This is a genomic window from Bradyrhizobium sp. (genome assembly GCF_036735945.1).
Lineage (GTDB): Bacteria > Pseudomonadota > Alphaproteobacteria > Rhizobiales > Xanthobacteraceae > Bradyrhizobium.
Map to the genome: position 1 here is coordinate 86,262 of NZ_DAINNI010000008.1, position 15,833 is coordinate 102,094.

Below are 15,833 nucleotides of genomic sequence, written 5' to 3' on the forward strand. Positions count from 1 at the left end.
CCGCATTGCGCGTCCTGCGGGTTGGTCTAGTCGAGCGGCGAGGTGCAAACCTCCATAATCCGCAGCCAGATAGTTGTAATTCGCATAAGGTATATTATGGAATATAAAGAGCTCCAATTAGATCAGATATTTAGCCGGATATTTTCGCACGCCAAGCCAGCCAGGCGGCTTCTGAGACGCTTGATTTGACCCTGGCAATCCTGATCCGCCAAACGCTCTGTTGCCGCCGCCTGCGGACGCTGCAATAAGCGCGTCATCGCTGATGACTCGCTGCACTGGGTCGTCGCAAGAACAAGAACCCTCAAGGGAGGCACAGAGATGAGTTTTTCACGACGCGCGCTACTTAAGGCTTCCGCTGCGTCAGCGGTTTTGGGCGGCATTGGCGCGCCATTGGTGGCACGGGCCCAGACCGCCGAATTTACCTACAAGTACGCCAATAATCTTCCTGACGGGCATCCCATGAACGCCCGTGCGAAGGAAATGGCGGCGGCGATCAAGGCCGAGACCAATGGCCGGTTTGACCTCCAGATTTTCCCGAACAACCAGCTTGGTTCCGATACCGACATGCTGAGCCAGATCAGGTCCGGCGGCATCGACTTTTTCACGCTCTCAGGGCTCATCCTAGCAACGCTGGTGCCGGCGGCATCGATCAGTGGCATCGGCTTTGCGTTCCCGGACTACGACACGGTCTGGAAGGCCATGGACGGGGGCCTGGGCGCTCATATCCGGGGTGAGATCACCAAGGCAAACCTCGTGGTGATGGATAAAATCTGGGACAACGGCTTCCGCCAGACGACGTCGTCGACCAAGCCGATCAACGGCCCCGATGACTTCAAGGGCTTCAAGATCCGGGTTCCGGTTTCGCCGCTCTGGACCTCCATGTTCAAGGCGTTCGATGCCGCGCCCGCCTCGATCAATTTCAGCGAGGTTTACTCCGCGCTGCAGACCAAGATCGTCGAGGGCCAGGAAAACCCGCTCGCGATCATCTCCACGGCCAAGCTCTATGAAGTGCAGAAATTCTGCTCGCTGACCAACCACATGTGGGACGGCTTCTGGTTCCTGGCGAACCGCCGCGCCTGGGAAAAGCTGCCCGAGGATGTCAGGACGATCGTCGCCAAAAACATCAACGCGGCGGCCGTCAAGGAGCGCGATGATGTCGCCAAGCTGAATGCCGGCTTGCAGCAGGAACTGGCGGGCAAGGGCCTGACCTTCAACCAGCCTGTCGTGACGCCCTTCCGTGACAAGCTGCGTTCCGCCGGCTTCTATTCGGAATGGAAAGGTAAATACGGCGACCAGGCCTGGGACTTGCTCGAAAAGTCCGTCGGCAAGCTGTCGTAATAGCCTCAAGTCTTCACGCGAAGTGGTTGCCGCTTCGCGTGAAAACGCTTCGAAACAAGGGTGCGGGCGGCCATCATGGCTCATGCCGGATTGAGTGAGGGCGTTGGCGGCGAGGTAGGGCAGTCCCCTCGCCGCCGCCAGCTCTTGTCATCGATCGAACATGCGCTGGGAACGCTGGTCGAGATACCGGCGGCACTGCTCGTGGTAGCCGAGATCGTCATCCTGTTTGCCGGCGTGGTGGCGCGCTACGCGCTGCACCAGCCGCTGATCTGGTCGGACGAACTGGCGTCGATCCTGTTTCTGTGGCTCGCCATGCTGGGCGCTGCGGTCGCATTCCGCCGCGCCGAGCACATGCGGATGACGGCTATTGTCGCCAGCGCCAGGCCCGCCATGCGCGCCTATCTCGATCTGGTGGCCACCGCGGCTGCGCTGGCGTTCCTGATCCTGATCGCCTGGCCGGCCTACGAATACGCCTACGAGGAAAGCTACATCACGACGCCGGCGCTGCAGATCAGCAATATCTGGCGGGCGGCGGCGCTGCCGGTCGGCATCGCGCTGATGGCGCTGTTTGCTTTCATGCGGCTTGCCCGTTCGGGCAACTGGCGCACGATGATCTCAGCGGTTCTTTCGGTCGTGCTCATCATCGGGATATTCTGGCTGCTCAGGGGCGCGCTCAAGCCACTCGGCAATCTCAACCTGATCATCTTCTTCGTCGGCGTGGCCGGCTTCTGCGTGTTCGCCGGCGTGCCAATCGCGTTCGGCTTCGGGCTTGCGACCTACGGCTACCTGGCGCTGACGACGGGCACGCCGCTGATGGTGCTGGTCGGACGCATGGACGAGGGCATGAGCCACCTCATCCTGCTGTCGGTGCCGCTGTTCGTTTTCCTCGGTCTTCTGATCGAAATGACCGGCATGGCGCGCGCCATGGTGGCATTCCTGGCCAGCCTGCTCGGCCACGTCCGCGGCGGCCTGCATTACGTGCTGGTCGGCGCGATGTATCTGGTATCGGGCATCTCGGGCTCGAAGGCCGCCGATATGGCCGCGGTGGCGCCGGTGCTGTTTCCGGAAATGAAGGCGCGGGGCGCCAAGCCGGGCGATCTGGTCGCCCTGCTCTCCGCCACCGGCGCGCAGACCGAAACCATTCCGCCGAGCTTGGTGCTGATCACCATTGGTTCGGTCACCGGCGTCTCGATCGCGGCGCTGTTCACCGGCGGCCTGCTGCCGGGCCTGGTGCTGGCGATCACCCTGTCGGCGCTGGTGTGGTGGCGTTACCGGCACGAGGATCTCAGGCATGTTACGCGGGCGAGCGGCGGAGAGATCGCCCGCGCCTTCGCCATCGCCCTGCCCGCGATCGCGCTCCCCTTCGTGATCCGCTACGCCGTGGTCGAAGGCATCGCCACCGCGACCGAGGTCTCCACCATCGGCATCGTGTATGCCTTCGTCGTCGGCTATCTGATTTATGGCCTGCTGATCTACCGCAATTTCGATTGGCGGCGGATCATGCCGATGCTGGTCGAGACCGCCTGCCTGTCGGGCGCGATCCTGCTGATCATCGGCTGCGCCACCGGCATGGCCTGGGGGCTCACCCAGTCAGGCTTCTCGCGGACGCTGGCGGCGGCCATGACCGGCCTGCCCGGCGGCTCGGCGACGTTCATTGCGGTGTCGATCGTGGCCTTCGTGATTCTGGGCAGCGTGCTCGAGGGTATCCCGGCGATCGTGCTGTTCGGGCCGCTGCTGTTTCCGATCGCCCGCGCGGTCGGCGTCCACGAGGTCCATTATGCGATGATCGTCATCCTCGCGATGGGCATCGGACTATTCGCACCTCCCTTCGGAGTGGGCTATTATGCGGCCTGCGCCATCGGACGCGTCGATCCGGCGGAGGGTATCCGACCGATCTGGGGCTACCTGATGGCGCTGATGGTCGGCCTGATCATCGTGGCGATCTTCCCGTGGATTTCCATCGGGTTCCTGTAGCGTAAGACATTTCAGGTGGGACAAAGCCGATGAGCGCAGCCCAGAACCAGTATTCGATCGGATTGGACAAGACGCCGGCGAACTACGTGCCGCTGACGCCGCTGAGCTTCCTTGCGCGCAGCGCTGCCGTCTATCCGGATCATGTCAGCACGGTCTATGAAGGCCGCAGCTTCACCTGGGCCGAGACCCATGCGCGTTGCCGGCGCTTTGCGTCCTGGCTCGCCGGCCGCGGCATCGGAACCGGCGACACGGTGGCGGCGATGCTGCCGAACATTCCTGCCATGAACGAAGTGCACTTCGCGGTTCCGATGGCGGGTGCCGTGCTGAACGCGCTGAACATTCGCCTCGATGCGCCCTCGATCGCGTTCCAGCTCGACCATGGCGGCGCAAAGATCATCCTGGTCGATCCCGAATTCTCCGCGGTGATCGCCGAGGCGTTGACGCTGATGAAAGGGTCGAAGCCTTTCGTCGTCGATGTTGATGACGCAGCGTTTTCCGGCGGCAAGCGCATCGGCGAAATCGAATATGAGGCTGCCGTCGCCGCAGGCGATCCGGGATTCATCGCAAGACTTCCCGGTGACGAATGGGACGCCATCGCGTTGAGCTACACTTCAGGCACCACGGGCAATCCAAAGGGCGTCGTCACCCATCACCGTGGCGCCTATCTCAATGCCGTCAGCAACATCCTGGCCGGTAATCTCGGCCAGCATCCGGTGTATCTGTGGACGCTGCCGATGTTCCACTGCAACGGCTGGTGCTTCCCGTGGACGGTCGCGGCGTCCGCCGGCATCAATGTCTGCCTGCGCAAGGTCGATCCTGCCAAGATCTTTGAGTTGATCCCCAAGCACGGCGTCACCCACATGTGCGGCGCGCCGATCGTGTACAACACGCTGATTAACGCACCCGACGCGCCCAAGGGCAAGGCCGCGCGACCCGTGGTCGGATTGATCGCCGGCGCGGCGCCGCCGGTAGCCGTGCTGGAAGGCGCCGAAAGCATCGGCATCAAGCTGACGCATGTTTACGGCCTGACCGAAGTCTATGGCCCCGCCTCGGTCTGTGCCGAACAGCCCGGCTGGGACGAACTGCCGGCCGACCAGCGCGCCCAGTTGAAGCGGCGGCAGGGCGTCCCCTACCCGCTGGAAGAAGCCGTCACCGTGCTCGACCCCGCGACCATGCAGGAAGTGCCGCGCGACGGCGAGACCATCGGCGAGGTGATGTTCCGCGGCAATATCGTCATGAAGGGCTATCTGAAGAACGAGAAGGCGACCGAGGAAGCTTTCGCCGGCGGCTGGTTTCACACCGGAGATCTCGGCGTGCTCGACGAGCACGGCTACGTCATCATCAAGGATCGCTCCAAGGACATCATCATTTCCGGCGGCGAGAACATCTCCTCTGTCGAGGTCGAGGACATCCTCTACAAGCATCCGGCCGTGCTGTTCGCGGCCGTCGTCGCAAAGCCCGATCCCAAATGGGGCGAGGTACCCTGCGCCTTCGTCGAGTTGAAGGACGGTGCTAAGGCGACGGAAGCCGAGATCATCGCGTTCTGCCGCAGTCACATGTCCGGCTTCAAGACGCCGAAGGCGGTCGTGTTCGGTCCGATCCCGAAGACCTCCACCGGCAAGATCCAGAAGTTCATGCTGCGCAACCAGGTGGACTCGGCGAAAGCGATCTCGGCGTAGTCCACCTATTGCCGTCATTGCGAGGAGCGCAAGCGACGAAGCAATCCATCTCTCCTCTTGCGCCAGCAGCACGATGGATTGCTTCGCTACGCTCGCAATGACGACCTGACAGGCCTACGGCTGCCTTCATCTGACCGGCGGATAGTACTGCGGCGCTTCAGCTCGCTCGTGCATTGCGTAGTCGCGCATCACTTCGAAAACGCGAAAGTACTGGACCGTCGGGTCGGTAAACAGGCGGGGGCCGAATTCGACGCCGGCGTGATCGTCCGGCAGGTCGACCAGATGCGCAAAGTGCCCGTCGCGATAGACGCTGGCGAACGATTCGCCGAGCCATTCGGTCTCCGCCGGAAGCGTGGCATGTTTGGATTCCGCGGCGAGCATGTAGGTGGGCTTGCGCCTCGCCGGATCGTTGTAGGGCGTGCGCCGCGCCGGCTGCCAGACCGGCTGTCCCGGCTTTGCTTCGTGAATGAGCTGGGCGACGCGGATACGGTAGTCCGAAAAGACCCTCTCGCGGCCGATGGTCTGCACATCATGGTGACGCGCGTGCGCCCGCCAGGCCGTCAGAGCGGCCTCGTCCTGCCAGATCTGGTAGGAGAGCAGCAGGTTCTCCCGCGTCAGGCTCCTGAAGCGATCGATGAAGAGGCAGCCACCCATTGCCTCAAGGTCGGGTTTCAGCGAGGCCGCCAGGTCGAGATATTGTTCGCGATGCCCGGGCTTCGTCTGCACTTCAAAGAACAGGCCAATCATCGACGTTCCTCCGCCGCATGCGATCGGGATGCAATGCGCAACCGACCTGCTCTATCCGGTTCTCAAGCGCCAGCCTGTCTCCCTCATAGGCCGCTGTGAGGTCCTGCGGAAGGTCCCGCCGCGGTGTCATTTAGTCTACAACGCGAGTTGATGAGGATGGCATATTTGGCCGCGCACTCCTCGCTGCGGCCTCTAGCCGAGTTCGAGCCGCATTCCGTCATAAGCGGGGATCACCCCCGCCGGCAGGCTCTGCCGCAATACCTCGTAATCGAGGTCGGAATGCATGTTGGTGAGAACCGCGCGCTTCGGCTTGAAGCGCTCGATCCAGGCCAACGCATCGTTGACGCTGAAATGGCTGGGATGGCCGGCATAGCGCAGCCCGTCGACGATCCAGAGGTCGAGATTTTCCAGCGCCGGCCAGCTCTCCTCGGGAATGTCGTGGAGATCGGGCGAGTAGGCGGCGTTGCCGACACGAAAACCCAGCGCGGGTATCTTGCCGTGGTGGACCAGGAAGGCGGAGAGCCTGACCGGACCGCCCTTCCCTTCGGTGGTGTGGCTCTCGCCCGCCTCGATCGAATGGCGCGCCAGGATCGGCGGGTAGTCGCTGCCCTCCGGCGCGATGAAGCAGTAGGAGAACCGCGCCATGATGTCCTTGGCGGTCGACTGGTTGAAATAGACCGGAATCCGGCGGCGCTGGTGCAGCACGACCGAACGGAGGTCGTCGATGCCGTGGGTCTGGTCGGCGTGCTCATGCGTCAGATACACAGCATCGATATGGTCGACCTCGGCATCGATCAGTTGCTCGCGCAGATCTGGCGACGTATCGATCACGATCCGTGTGGTGCCGTGCGCGCCGGTGCGTTCGACCAGCAGCGAGCAGCGGCGCCGGCGGTTCTTGGGGTTCTTCGGGTCACAGGCGCCCCAGCCGAGCGCCGGGCGCGGCACGCCGGCCGAGGAGCCGCAGCCGAGGATCGTCAGCGTCACCGTCATGCCGTAACCTTCGGTGCCGGAACTTTCGAGAACAGGCGGAAGAAATTTTCAGTGGTCTGCCGCGACATCTCCTCGAGCGAAACGCCGCGCGTTTCCGCCAGCACCTTTGCGACCTCCACCACATAGGACGGCTCATTGCGTTTGCCGCGAAACTTGCCGGGCGCCAGATATGGCGCATCGGTTTCGACCATGATGCGGTCGGCCGGCAGTTCGGCGGCAAGCTCCCGCAATGCTTCCGACTTCTTGAAGGTCAATATGCCCGTGAACGAGATCGACAGGCCGAGGTCGATCGCCTTCGTCGCCAGTTCGCGCCCGCCGGTGTAGCAATGCAGCACCGCGCGGAACGGCCCTTTCGCGACTTCGTCTTCGAGAATGCGGCCGCAATCCTCGTCGGCTTCGCGGGTGTGGATCACCAGCGGCAGCCCAGTCTCGCGCGCCGCGGCGATATGAGCGCGAAAGCCGCGCTCCTGCGCCTCGCGCGAGCCGTGCTGATAGAAATAATCCAGCCCCGCCTCGCCGAGCGCCACGACCTTCGGATGCTTCGTCAGCTCGACCAGTTCGCCGGCGGGAATGCCGTCTTCCTCATTGGCATGATGCGGATGAGTGCCGACCGAGCAATAGACGTTGGGAAACCGCTCGGCGATCGCCAGCAGGCCGGCAAGCCGCCTCACCCGGGTCGAGATGGTGACGATTCGGCCGACGCCCGCGGTCTCGGCGCGCGCGACCAGCGCGTCGAGATCCTCGGCGAAGTCCGGAAAGTCGAGATGGCAGTGGCTGTCGACGAGCATGGCTGGCAAACGGATCAATCCGCCTTTGGTTCGACGTAGCGCGGAAATACGCCGACCGGCGCGGGCAGCGTCGCGCCCGCCTTGATCCGCGTGCCGATCGCCGTGAAGTCCCGGGCATCCGAGGGGACACCCAGGCTGTCGAGCAGCTTGCTCGACGCATCCGGCATCACCGGCTGGGTCAGGATCGCGACCTGGCGCACCACTTCGGCGGTGACGTAGAGCACGGTTTTCTGCCTGTCGGGATCGGTTTTGGCCAATGCCCACGGCGCCTCGCCCGCGAAATAGCGGTTGGCTTCCGCCACCACGGCCCAGACCACGTTCAGCCATTGATGGATCTGCTGGCTCGCCATCGCCGTCCGCGACGCCTCCAGCATCGCATCGGCTTCCGCCAGGATCTCCTTGTCGTTGCCGGAGAACTCGCCGGGCTCCGGCAGCACGCCACCGAGCTGCTTGGCGATCATCGACAGTGAGCGTTGCGCCAGATTGCCGAGATCGTTGGCAAGGTCGGCATTGATGCGCGCGACGATGGCTTCGTGGTTGTAGTTGCCGTCCTGTCCGAACGGCACCTCGCGCAGGAAGAAATAGCGCATCTGGTCGACGCCGTACTGGTCGGCCAGGTTGAAGGGATCGACCACGTTGCCGACCGACTTCGACATCTTCTCGCCCCTGTTGAACAGGAAGCCGTGCGCATAGACCCGCTTCTGCACGGGGATGCCCGCCGACATCAGGAAAGCCGGCCAGTACACCGCATGGAAGCGGATGATGTCCTTGCCGATGATGTGCACGTCCGCCGGCCAGTAGCGCCAGTTCGGACTGCTCTCGTCCGGAAAGCCGACGCCGGTGATGTAGTTGGTCAGCGCATCGACCCAGACATACATCACGTGGTCCGGGTCGTTCGGCACCTTCACGCCCCAGTCGAACGTGGTGCGCGAGATCGAGAGGTCCTTCAGCCCGCTTTTGACGAAGCTGGTGACTTCGTTGCGGCGCGAATCCGGGCCGATGAAATCCGGTTGGCTCTCATAGAGCTTCAGCAGGCGGTCCTGATAGGCCGAGAGGCGGAAGAAGTAGCTCTTCTCCTCGACCCACTCGACCGGCGAACCCTGCGGGCCGCGGCGCACATTGTCCTCGCCGAGGACGGTCTCCTCCTCGGCGTAATAGGCCTCGTCGCGCACCGAGTACCAGCCGGAATAGGTGTCGATATAGATGTCGCCGTTCTGCTGCATCCGGTTCCAGACCGCCTGGACCGAACGGTGATGATCAGGCTCCGTGGTCCGGATAAAGCGGTCGAACGAGACGTTGAGGCGCTGGTCCATCTCCCTGAACCGGTCGGCGTTGCGAGCGGCGAGATCGGCAACGCTCATTCCTTCCGCTTCAGCCGTTTGCACCATCTTCAAGCCGTGCTCGTCGGTGCCGGTCAGGAAGAACACGTCCTTGCCATTGAGCCGTTGAAACCGCGCCAGCGCGTCGGTCGCGATCGCTTCATAGGCGTGGCCGATATGCGGGAGGCCGTTGGGATAGGCGATCGCGGTGGTGATGAAATAGGTGTTGCGCTCGGTAGCCGTCGTCGGCGCAGCCGCGGGGACTGGCGTCGCCTGCACCTCGACCTTCGTCTCGCTCGCTACGGCACGCTTCTTCGGTGCCGCCTTCCTGGGCGGCTTCGGCGCAGCCTTTCCGGCAGGCGCCTTGTTGGCGGAAGGCGGTGAAGCTTTCCTGGCAGCCTTCTTCGCTGTTTTCTTTGGCGCTTTTTTCGCGACTTTGCCGGCGGGCTTTTTCGACGCCTTGGCGCCCTTTTTCGCGGAACGTTTGCTTTTGGTTGCGCTGGTCCTGGCCGTCTTCTTCTTCGCCGCCGCCTTCTTGCCGGCGCGCGCGGGTGGCGCCTTGCGAACCTTGTTCGCCTTGCGCTTTTTCGAAGCTTTCCTTGCAGCCTTCGCCACCACGAATTCCTTTATGTATCAAAAATTGCCGAGATTGTTGTCGGGACGGCGCGTTACCGCGTTGCTTCCGCGAGCATCCCGAACACCGAGAAAACCAGTGGTTTTCGCTCCAGATTGTAGGATTCGGTGTCGCGCGCGGCGCGGACGATCTTTTCCCATACCTCCGCCAGCCGTGCAAGGCGGGGCAGATTCGCGTTGGCATCGCCGGCGCGCAGTTTTTCGCCGATCCAGCGATCGATGCCGTCGATGAAGGCGGCCAGCGCTACGCGGTCGCTGGTGCCGAGCGCATCGCCAAGCGCGTGCAGCTCGCGCGGGTCGACCTGCGGCAGCGTCGCCAGCAGCGCCGCGGTCCGCTGCTGCAGTTTCAGCGCATCGCCGCCGAGCAGCGCCAGCGCGCGCGACACGCTTCCCTCCGAGGCATCGGCCGCCTCCGACAGCGCCGCATCCCCGGGCGCGATGTCGGCGGCACGCGACGCCGCGCGCATGACGTCGTCGGTCGCAAGCGGGCGCAGCGGCAGCTTGCGGCAGCGCGACAGGATAGTCGGCAAGGCCCGTGCCGGCGAATGGCTGACCAGCAGGAACAATGATCGCAGCGGCGGCTCCTCGAGGATCTTGAGCAGCGCATTGGCGGCGTTCGGGTTGAGCTCATCGACGGTGTCGACGATGCAGACGCGCCAGCCGTCCACCGCGGCGGTCGAGCCGAAGAACGAAATCGTCTCCCGCGTCTCGTCGACGGTGATCACCGTCCGCATCACGCCGCGATCGTTGAGGCCGCGTTCGAGGACGAGCAGCCCGCCATGCGCGCCGGCCGTAATCTGGCGCGTGACGGGATCGTTCGGGTCGATCGCAAGCGTCTCGGCACGCTGCACCGAACGCGCATCGGGCCTCGGATGGGCGAGCACAAAGCGCGCCATGCGATAGGCCAACGTCGCCTTGCCGATGCCCTGCGGGCCGCCGATCAGCCAGGCGTGCGGAATGCGACCGCTGCGATAGGCGTTGAGCAGCGCCGCCTCCGCCTCGCGGTGGCCGAACAGGTCGGCCGTTTCGCGGGGATGCCTGACCGCCACCTCCTGCTCGGTCTTGCGTGCGCTCATGCCGTCCCCGCCTTGCTGCGAAGCGTTGGTACATGATCGCGCAATGCGTCCCAGACCCGCGTGGCGACCGTATCGGCGTCGGCATCGGCGTCGATCAGCACGCAGCGCTGCGGATCCTCCGTGGCGATCTGGCGGTAGGCATCGCGCAGATCCCTGTGAAACTGCAGATCTTCCGCCTCAAACCGGTCGGGCGTCCCGCTGCCGCGGCGGGCCGCGGCCCGCTGCAGGCCGACCTCCACGGGGATATCCAGGATGATGGTCAGGTCCGGCTTGAGATCGCCGATCGTGACGCGCTGCATGGCGTTGAGGACGCCGGGCGCGACCTTCCCCAGACGGCCCTGGTAGGCGCGGGTCGAATCCGAGAAGCGGTCGCACAGCACCCAGGTACCCTGGTTCAGCGCGGGCTGGATCACCGTGCGGACGTGATCGTCGCGGGCGGCCGCGAACAGCAAGGTCTCCGCGTCGGGCCCAAGCAGCTTGCCCATGCCCGACAGCACGAGATGGCGCATGATTTCGGCGCCGGGCGAGCCGCCCGGTTCGCGGGTAACGATGGCGCGCAGCTTTTTCGCGGCAAGGCGCTCGGCGAGCTTCTTGATCTGCGTGGACTTGCCGGAGCCCTCACCACCCTCAAAGGTAATGAACTTGCCGCGCCCGGATGGCCGCTGCCGCGTTGCCTGGTTCATGCTCAGAGCTTCTCTGCACTCGCGCGGAACATGCCGATGACAAGTTCGCTGGCGCCGTCGAGCGCGCGGCGCATTGTCGAGCCGGTGCCGATCGATTCGGCTGCAAAGACCGGCGTCTCCCCCGCAACGTGGGTGCCGCGCCACACCCTGACGACACCGACCGGCTGGCCGGCCTGCACCGGCGCCCGCACCGGACCGCTGTAGACGATCCGCGCGATCAGTTTTTCGCTGCCGTTCTTCGGCACCATCACCTTGACCGGCACCGGGCTGGCAAGCTTCACCGAACGGCTTTCACCGCCGAACACCTTTGCGTAGCCGACAGGCTGGTCGGCTGCGAACAGGGTGCGCGTCTCGAAATTGCGAAAACCCCATTCCAGCATCTTCTTGGCTTCGGAGGCGCGATCGTCGGAATCCTCGAGCCCGTTGACCACGACGATCAGCCGCGTGTCGTTCTGTACGGCCGAGCCGACCATGCCGTAGCCCCCCTCCTTGGTGTAGCCGGTCTTCAACCCGTCGGCGCCGTTGAGCGAGTTGAGCAGCGGATTGCGGTTCTGCTGCCGGATCTTGTTCCAGGTGAATTCCCGCTCGCCGAACAATTTGTACATGTCCGGATAGGCCACGATCAGGTGGCGGGCGAGCTTGCCCAGCTCTCGCACCGTCATCTTGTTGGCGGGATCAGGCAGACCGTTGGAATTGCCGAAGGTCGATTTCGTCAGGCCGAGTTCGCGGGCGCGCCTGGTCATGAAGTCGGCGGCAAAGATCCGCTCGTTGCCGGCCATGCCTTCGGCGAGCGCAATGCAGGAATCATTGCCGCTCTGGATGATCGCGCCCTTCAAGAGGTCCTCGACCGGCACCTTGCTGTTGAGAACGGCAAACATGGTGGAGCCGCCGGCCGGCGCGCCGCCCTTGCGCCAGGCGTTCTCGCTGATCCGGTATTCGTCGGTCAGCGCGACCTTGCCTTCCTTGAGGGCGTTGAAGACCACCTCGACCGTCATCAGCTTCATCATGCTGGACGGCGCCCGCAATTCGTCGGCGTTCTTTTCCCACAGCACGCTGCCGCTGGAGGCTTCCATCAGGATCGCGGTCGGCGCATCGCCGTCGAAGCCGCCATCCTCTTTCTTCGGGGCGCCCTGCACGCTGTTGTTGGCGGCATAGACGATCCCGCCCCAGCCGACCGCGAGCGCCAGGACGGCCGCCGTCAGGCCGCGCCACGGGATGAGATCCGCGGCGCGGGATGTGCGGGGAACGGAAGTCGCTGCAGCCATCGGCAATGTCCTGAATCCGCGCGTTCTAACAGTTGGAAGTATCGCAAACAACACAGGTTTTGGACGTGCCGCCGTGCCGACCGGATTGCGGCACCAATCAATCCAGGGAACGTATCGTGGCGATGCGGCAACTTCCGTACAGGATACGAAAAACAGGGCGGAAACGCGATGCCATCCTCACGCACTATTTCCGCCAACGGGCTCGACTTCTTCGTCGTCGAGGAAGGCCGCGGTCCGCTGGTGGTGCTCTGGCACGGCTGGCCCGAACTATCCTACTTCTGGCGGCACCAGATCCCCGCCATTGCGGAAGCCGGCTTCCACGTCATGGCGCCTGACATGCGCGGGTTCGGACGGACCAGCGCGCATGGGCTCGAAGGATGGGGTCATCACCGGGCTGATCGGCGCCAAGCAGGTCAAGGAGATGGAGCGCGTGCTGCCGAACCTGCGGCAGAAGCTCATCCTGGACGGGGCCGGTCACTGGATTCAGCAGGAGCGGCCCGGCGAGGTCGACGCCGCCCTGATCGACTTCCTCAAAGGCTAATACAACCCGCGGCCGCTGAGGACTTCGCTCGGCCCACGCGGATCGACCGGCACGTAGGCCTGACCGGGAGCGGCATAATTGGCGTCGTTCTCGTAGGACACGGCGCGCGGATTTTCCATATGCCGGCCGCGCGAGCGGCTGGAAGCCGACATTTCCGAGGTTGCGTTGATCGAGGCGTGGTCAGCCGAGGTATTGCCGAGGCTGTAGGGCCTGCCCTCCGGCAGCGGAACTTCGCCCCGGATTCGGGACGCGGAGGTCGGCATGTCAGGAACAAACGGATGGGCCGAAGCGATCCTGACCGTGGATGGTGACGGCGCCGGCTCCCCGGTTCGCAGCGTCGCCAGCAGCTGGCGGTCGTCAGAACCTTCCAGCGGCGCCCGTCCGACGTATTCAACCCGGACCTTGGCGACACCGTTCGCTTTGAACTCAAGGAGTTCCGCGGCCTTGTTGGAGACATCGATAAGGCGGTTGCCGTGATAGGGGCCGCGATCGTTGACACGCACGATCAGCGACTTGCCGTTCCGGACATTGGTGACGCGGGCGTAGCTCGGGATCGGCAGGGTCGGATGGGCCGCCGTCAGCGATCCCATGTCAAAGACTTCGCCGTTCGCAGTCAGCCGGCCATGGAAGTCATCGCCGTACCACGACGCCATTCCCTCTGCGCGATAGTTCGGATCCTCTTCCGGCACATAGACCCGGCCTGCGACGGTATAGGGCTTGCCGATCCGGTAGGTTCCGCCGCCCTTCGGAACGGGATCGCCCAGCGCCACCACGCGAGGGCTGGAGGAGACGCCATATTTCGGATCGATGCGCTTGGCGAACTTCTCGGATGAGGCGCAATTGGCGAGGATGAGGCAGGTTGCCACGGCAACAGTCCCGCGAACTGCCAGAACAATCGTTTTTGGCCGTCGAATCCCCATCACCCCAATTACCATTTACAGCGGCCGGCTGCCCATATCGAAGCTTGCGGCCTGAACCCCAGGATGCGGCCCACCCTCCGCATCACGTGATGAAGATATCGCAACCGGAACACGGCGGAAATGGGGTGTGGTCGCGCATGGTGAATGTCTGCCCCTGCGTGGTGAATGAATGGTTGCTGCGCGCATCCGTTGATTTGGGGGCCTACGCTATCGATATCGGCAGAGCATGCCGTCTGTTTGTGCCGCTTTCAGACAATCTGTTGCAGCAAATCATCACTCACGCCCCTTCTACGAATCCTTCCGTGAATCTTTTTGACTGTGCAAGCCTGCAGTCGTTCTGTGGATGCAGGGGCGCATAAGGATTTGTGCGATGATCGAGACGGTTACAGCATTGATGGGCCTGGTGAGCGCAGGCATTTTTATTGCTCACGCATTTGAAGGCTATCGTTACAGGGCGTGAATTTTGAACGTCTGGCGGTCGGGGGACCGCCGGGCTTTGGAATATTTGGCTCAGTAGGGATTCGGAAAGCTTTAATAAATTTGGACGAGAATCTCTGGTGGTAGGTGTATCATGCGCAACCACGACATCGTCTCCAGCGGTTTTCTTGCCCTGACGACAGCCAGCCTCGTGCTTCTGTGCTCGAGCCTGCTGGCGATGGCATTCGGCTAGAGACGCGCCAGGCCACACCCCTGGAGCAGGGCCGATGCGGCTCCCTGTTATTTTTTTCCGGACATCTGTGACCTGCTCCACATTGCGCGCGGGTCGCCTGCTCTAACTCTGCAGCCACGAAGCAACGGTCGTGCGATATCAGATGGAGTATCCTGATACCCTATATAAACGCCTTCCTGTCGCGATTGAGTTTCCACTGTCGCGAAACTGAAGCGTTAGGCACCTACATTAAGCAATGGCCCAATTTGTGCTTGACCCAGCCGGGATGCTGCATGCATCTCGCGCCACTTTTGCATCATCCATTTTGAACACGCGTCTCGGAGTACAAGATGTTTGAGGAGACTGTCACGCTGCTGCGAACACACCGCAGCAATATTCAACGGTATCGCCAATTGCTGGAAACCAACCTGACAGACCTTGAGCGCCAATTTATTGACCGGCGCCTTTCGGAAGAACTTTCTTCTGTCGAGAAGCTCTCTGCGACGTTGCCCGCGGCGTTATCCTGGGATCCTCAAGCCGCCTAGGGACCCTGGAATCGAGCGTTGGGGCGCAGTGATGCGACCGCATTTTCATGGTTATCCACATGCCCAACGCACGTGCCTGTTTGTCCCGAACACCATTCTGCTAGGATGAAGCCATCAAATAATTGCAATTGAAGATCGTCGATGTTGGAAGCCGAATTCAAGCGACAGCGCGCCAAGGTCGTCCGCGATCTGGCGGAAAGTACGACGGACCCGTTCATCAAGCGGCGTCTCCTCGCCTTGTTGTCGAGATATGATGATGGTGCTGTCACTCGCACGTCGCCGCCATCAGCCGATCTCGAATTCAAAGGCCGCATCACCAGCACCGAGCAGTGAGTTCGCATCCAGGCTGGCGGGCGGCTGTTTTCCCGCTGACACCAAAGTGACTCCGATGCGCGCCCAGCGCCTTTCCCCTGTCTAAAATTCGAACCAATTTGTTCATCGGACCGTCAGAGAGGTCGGCCTATATCCCCGGCCATTGCGTCTGGCGGAGTGTTCTAGATGGGGCAGTTTGAGCGTTTCGCTTTTGAGCAGCATCTGACTAGGCGTGAGTCCGAGATTTCCAGAAAGATGACGGAAATTCGCCGATTGAGAGAGATGGTCCGATCAGCCGAGCGCCGGCTCGGCATTCCATCTAGTGGTTCATCACAGTGGTTTTGACGTTTTGATACCGAGCCACTCGAGGATGG

General features: G+C 62.9%; 13 protein-coding genes and 2 pseudogenes. 7 read left to right on the forward strand and 8 right to left on the reverse strand.

From position 1 onward, the window contains the following. Window positions 1-318 precede the first annotated feature (318 nt). The 3 genes from V7E26_RS04935 (at window position 319) to V7E26_RS04945 (ending at window position 4,991) form a co-directional block, all read left to right on the forward strand. On the forward strand, window positions 319-1,338 hold the full coding sequence (locus tag V7E26_RS04935; RefSeq protein WP_324414069.1) for a TRAP transporter substrate-binding protein: 1,020 nt from the start codon (window positions 319-321) through the stop codon (window positions 1,336-1,338). Window positions 1,339-1,413: 75 nt separating this feature from the next. Next, window positions 1,414-3,312: a TRAP transporter large permease gene (locus V7E26_RS04940; RefSeq protein ID WP_324414071.1), complete on the forward strand. Its 1,899-nt coding sequence runs from the start codon at window positions 1,414-1,416 to the stop codon at window positions 3,310-3,312. A gap of 29 nt (window positions 3,313-3,341) precedes the next feature. Continuing rightward, window positions 3,342-4,991 (forward strand): acyl-CoA synthetase, encoded by a 1,650-nt coding sequence (locus tag V7E26_RS04945; protein ID WP_324414073.1) that lies wholly within the window; start codon window positions 3,342-3,344, stop codon window positions 4,989-4,991. A 126-nt stretch (window positions 4,992-5,117) separates the two neighbouring features. On the opposite strand, the gene V7E26_RS04950 is transcribed toward V7E26_RS04945, so the two are convergent. From V7E26_RS04950 to V7E26_RS04980, 7 genes are all read right to left on the reverse strand, one after another. Beyond that, window positions 5,118-5,738: an antibiotic biosynthesis monooxygenase family protein gene (locus V7E26_RS04950; protein ID WP_324414075.1), complete on the reverse strand. Its 621-nt coding sequence runs from the start codon at window positions 5,736-5,738 to the stop codon at window positions 5,118-5,120. A 192-nt stretch (window positions 5,739-5,930) separates the two neighbouring features. Beyond that, the gene (locus tag V7E26_RS04955) at window positions 5,931-6,728 is read right to left on the reverse strand and encodes an MBL fold metallo-hydrolase (RefSeq protein WP_324414077.1); all 798 of its coding nucleotides are present in this window, start codon (window positions 6,726-6,728) and stop codon (window positions 5,931-5,933) included. Then, window positions 6,725-7,516, reverse strand: a complete 792-nt coding sequence (locus V7E26_RS04960; protein ID WP_324414079.1) for a TatD family hydrolase — start codon at window positions 7,514-7,516, stop codon at window positions 6,725-6,727. Before V7E26_RS04960 ends, V7E26_RS04955 begins: the two co-directional genes overlap by 4 nt. A 14-nt stretch (window positions 7,517-7,530) precedes the next feature. Continuing rightward, entirely contained in the window at window positions 7,531-9,450 is a 1,920-nt protein-coding gene (metG, locus tag V7E26_RS04965) for a methionine--tRNA ligase (protein ID WP_324414081.1), read from the reverse strand. Between the two features lie 53 nt (window positions 9,451-9,503). Further along, window positions 9,504-10,544, reverse strand: coding sequence for a DNA polymerase III subunit delta' (locus tag V7E26_RS04970; RefSeq protein WP_324414083.1), 1,041 nt, complete (start codon window positions 10,542-10,544; stop codon window positions 9,504-9,506). Continuing rightward, complete coding sequence (gene tmk / locus V7E26_RS04975) at window positions 10,541-11,227, reverse strand: dTMP kinase (protein WP_324414085.1); 687 nt, start codon at window positions 11,225-11,227, stop codon at window positions 10,541-10,543. The genes V7E26_RS04970 and tmk overlap by 4 nt, the downstream gene beginning before the upstream one ends. A gap of 2 nt (window positions 11,228-11,229) precedes the next feature. After that, window positions 11,230-12,492 carry a D-alanyl-D-alanine carboxypeptidase family protein gene (locus V7E26_RS04980; protein ID WP_324414087.1) on the reverse strand — a complete coding sequence of 421 codons (1,263 nt, stop codon included), beginning with the start codon at window positions 12,490-12,492 and terminating at the stop codon, window positions 11,230-11,232. Window positions 12,493-12,660: 168 nt separating this feature from the next. On the opposite strand from V7E26_RS04980, the pseudogene V7E26_RS30000 reads away from it, so the two are divergent. Both V7E26_RS30000 and V7E26_RS30005 read left to right on the forward strand, forming a co-directional pair. Then, window positions 12,661-12,801: pseudogene (locus V7E26_RS30000) on the forward strand (alpha/beta fold hydrolase); the annotation flags it as partial. Window positions 12,802-12,859: 58 nt separating this feature from the next. Then, window positions 12,860-13,033 (forward strand): annotated as a pseudogene (locus V7E26_RS30005) (alpha/beta fold hydrolase); the annotation flags it as partial. Here V7E26_RS30005 and V7E26_RS04990 read toward each other — a convergent pair. Beyond that, window positions 13,030-13,953 carry a septal ring lytic transglycosylase RlpA family protein gene (locus tag V7E26_RS04990; RefSeq protein ID WP_324414102.1) on the reverse strand — a complete coding sequence of 308 codons (924 nt, stop codon included), beginning with the start codon at window positions 13,951-13,953 and terminating at the stop codon, window positions 13,030-13,032. The pseudogene V7E26_RS30005 and the gene V7E26_RS04990 overlap by 4 nt on opposite strands. A gap of 999 nt (window positions 13,954-14,952) precedes the next feature. Here V7E26_RS04990 and V7E26_RS04995 point away from each other — a divergent pair. Both V7E26_RS04995 and V7E26_RS05000 read left to right on the forward strand, forming a co-directional pair. Then, entirely contained in the window at window positions 14,953-15,147 is a 195-nt protein-coding gene (locus tag V7E26_RS04995; protein ID WP_324414089.1) for a hypothetical protein, read from the forward strand. Window positions 15,148-15,288: 141 nt separating this feature from the next. Continuing rightward, on the forward strand, window positions 15,289-15,480 hold the full coding sequence (locus V7E26_RS05000) for a hypothetical protein (protein ID WP_324414091.1): 192 nt from the start codon (window positions 15,289-15,291) through the stop codon (window positions 15,478-15,480). The last annotated feature ends 353 nt before the right edge of the window (window positions 15,481-15,833 follow it).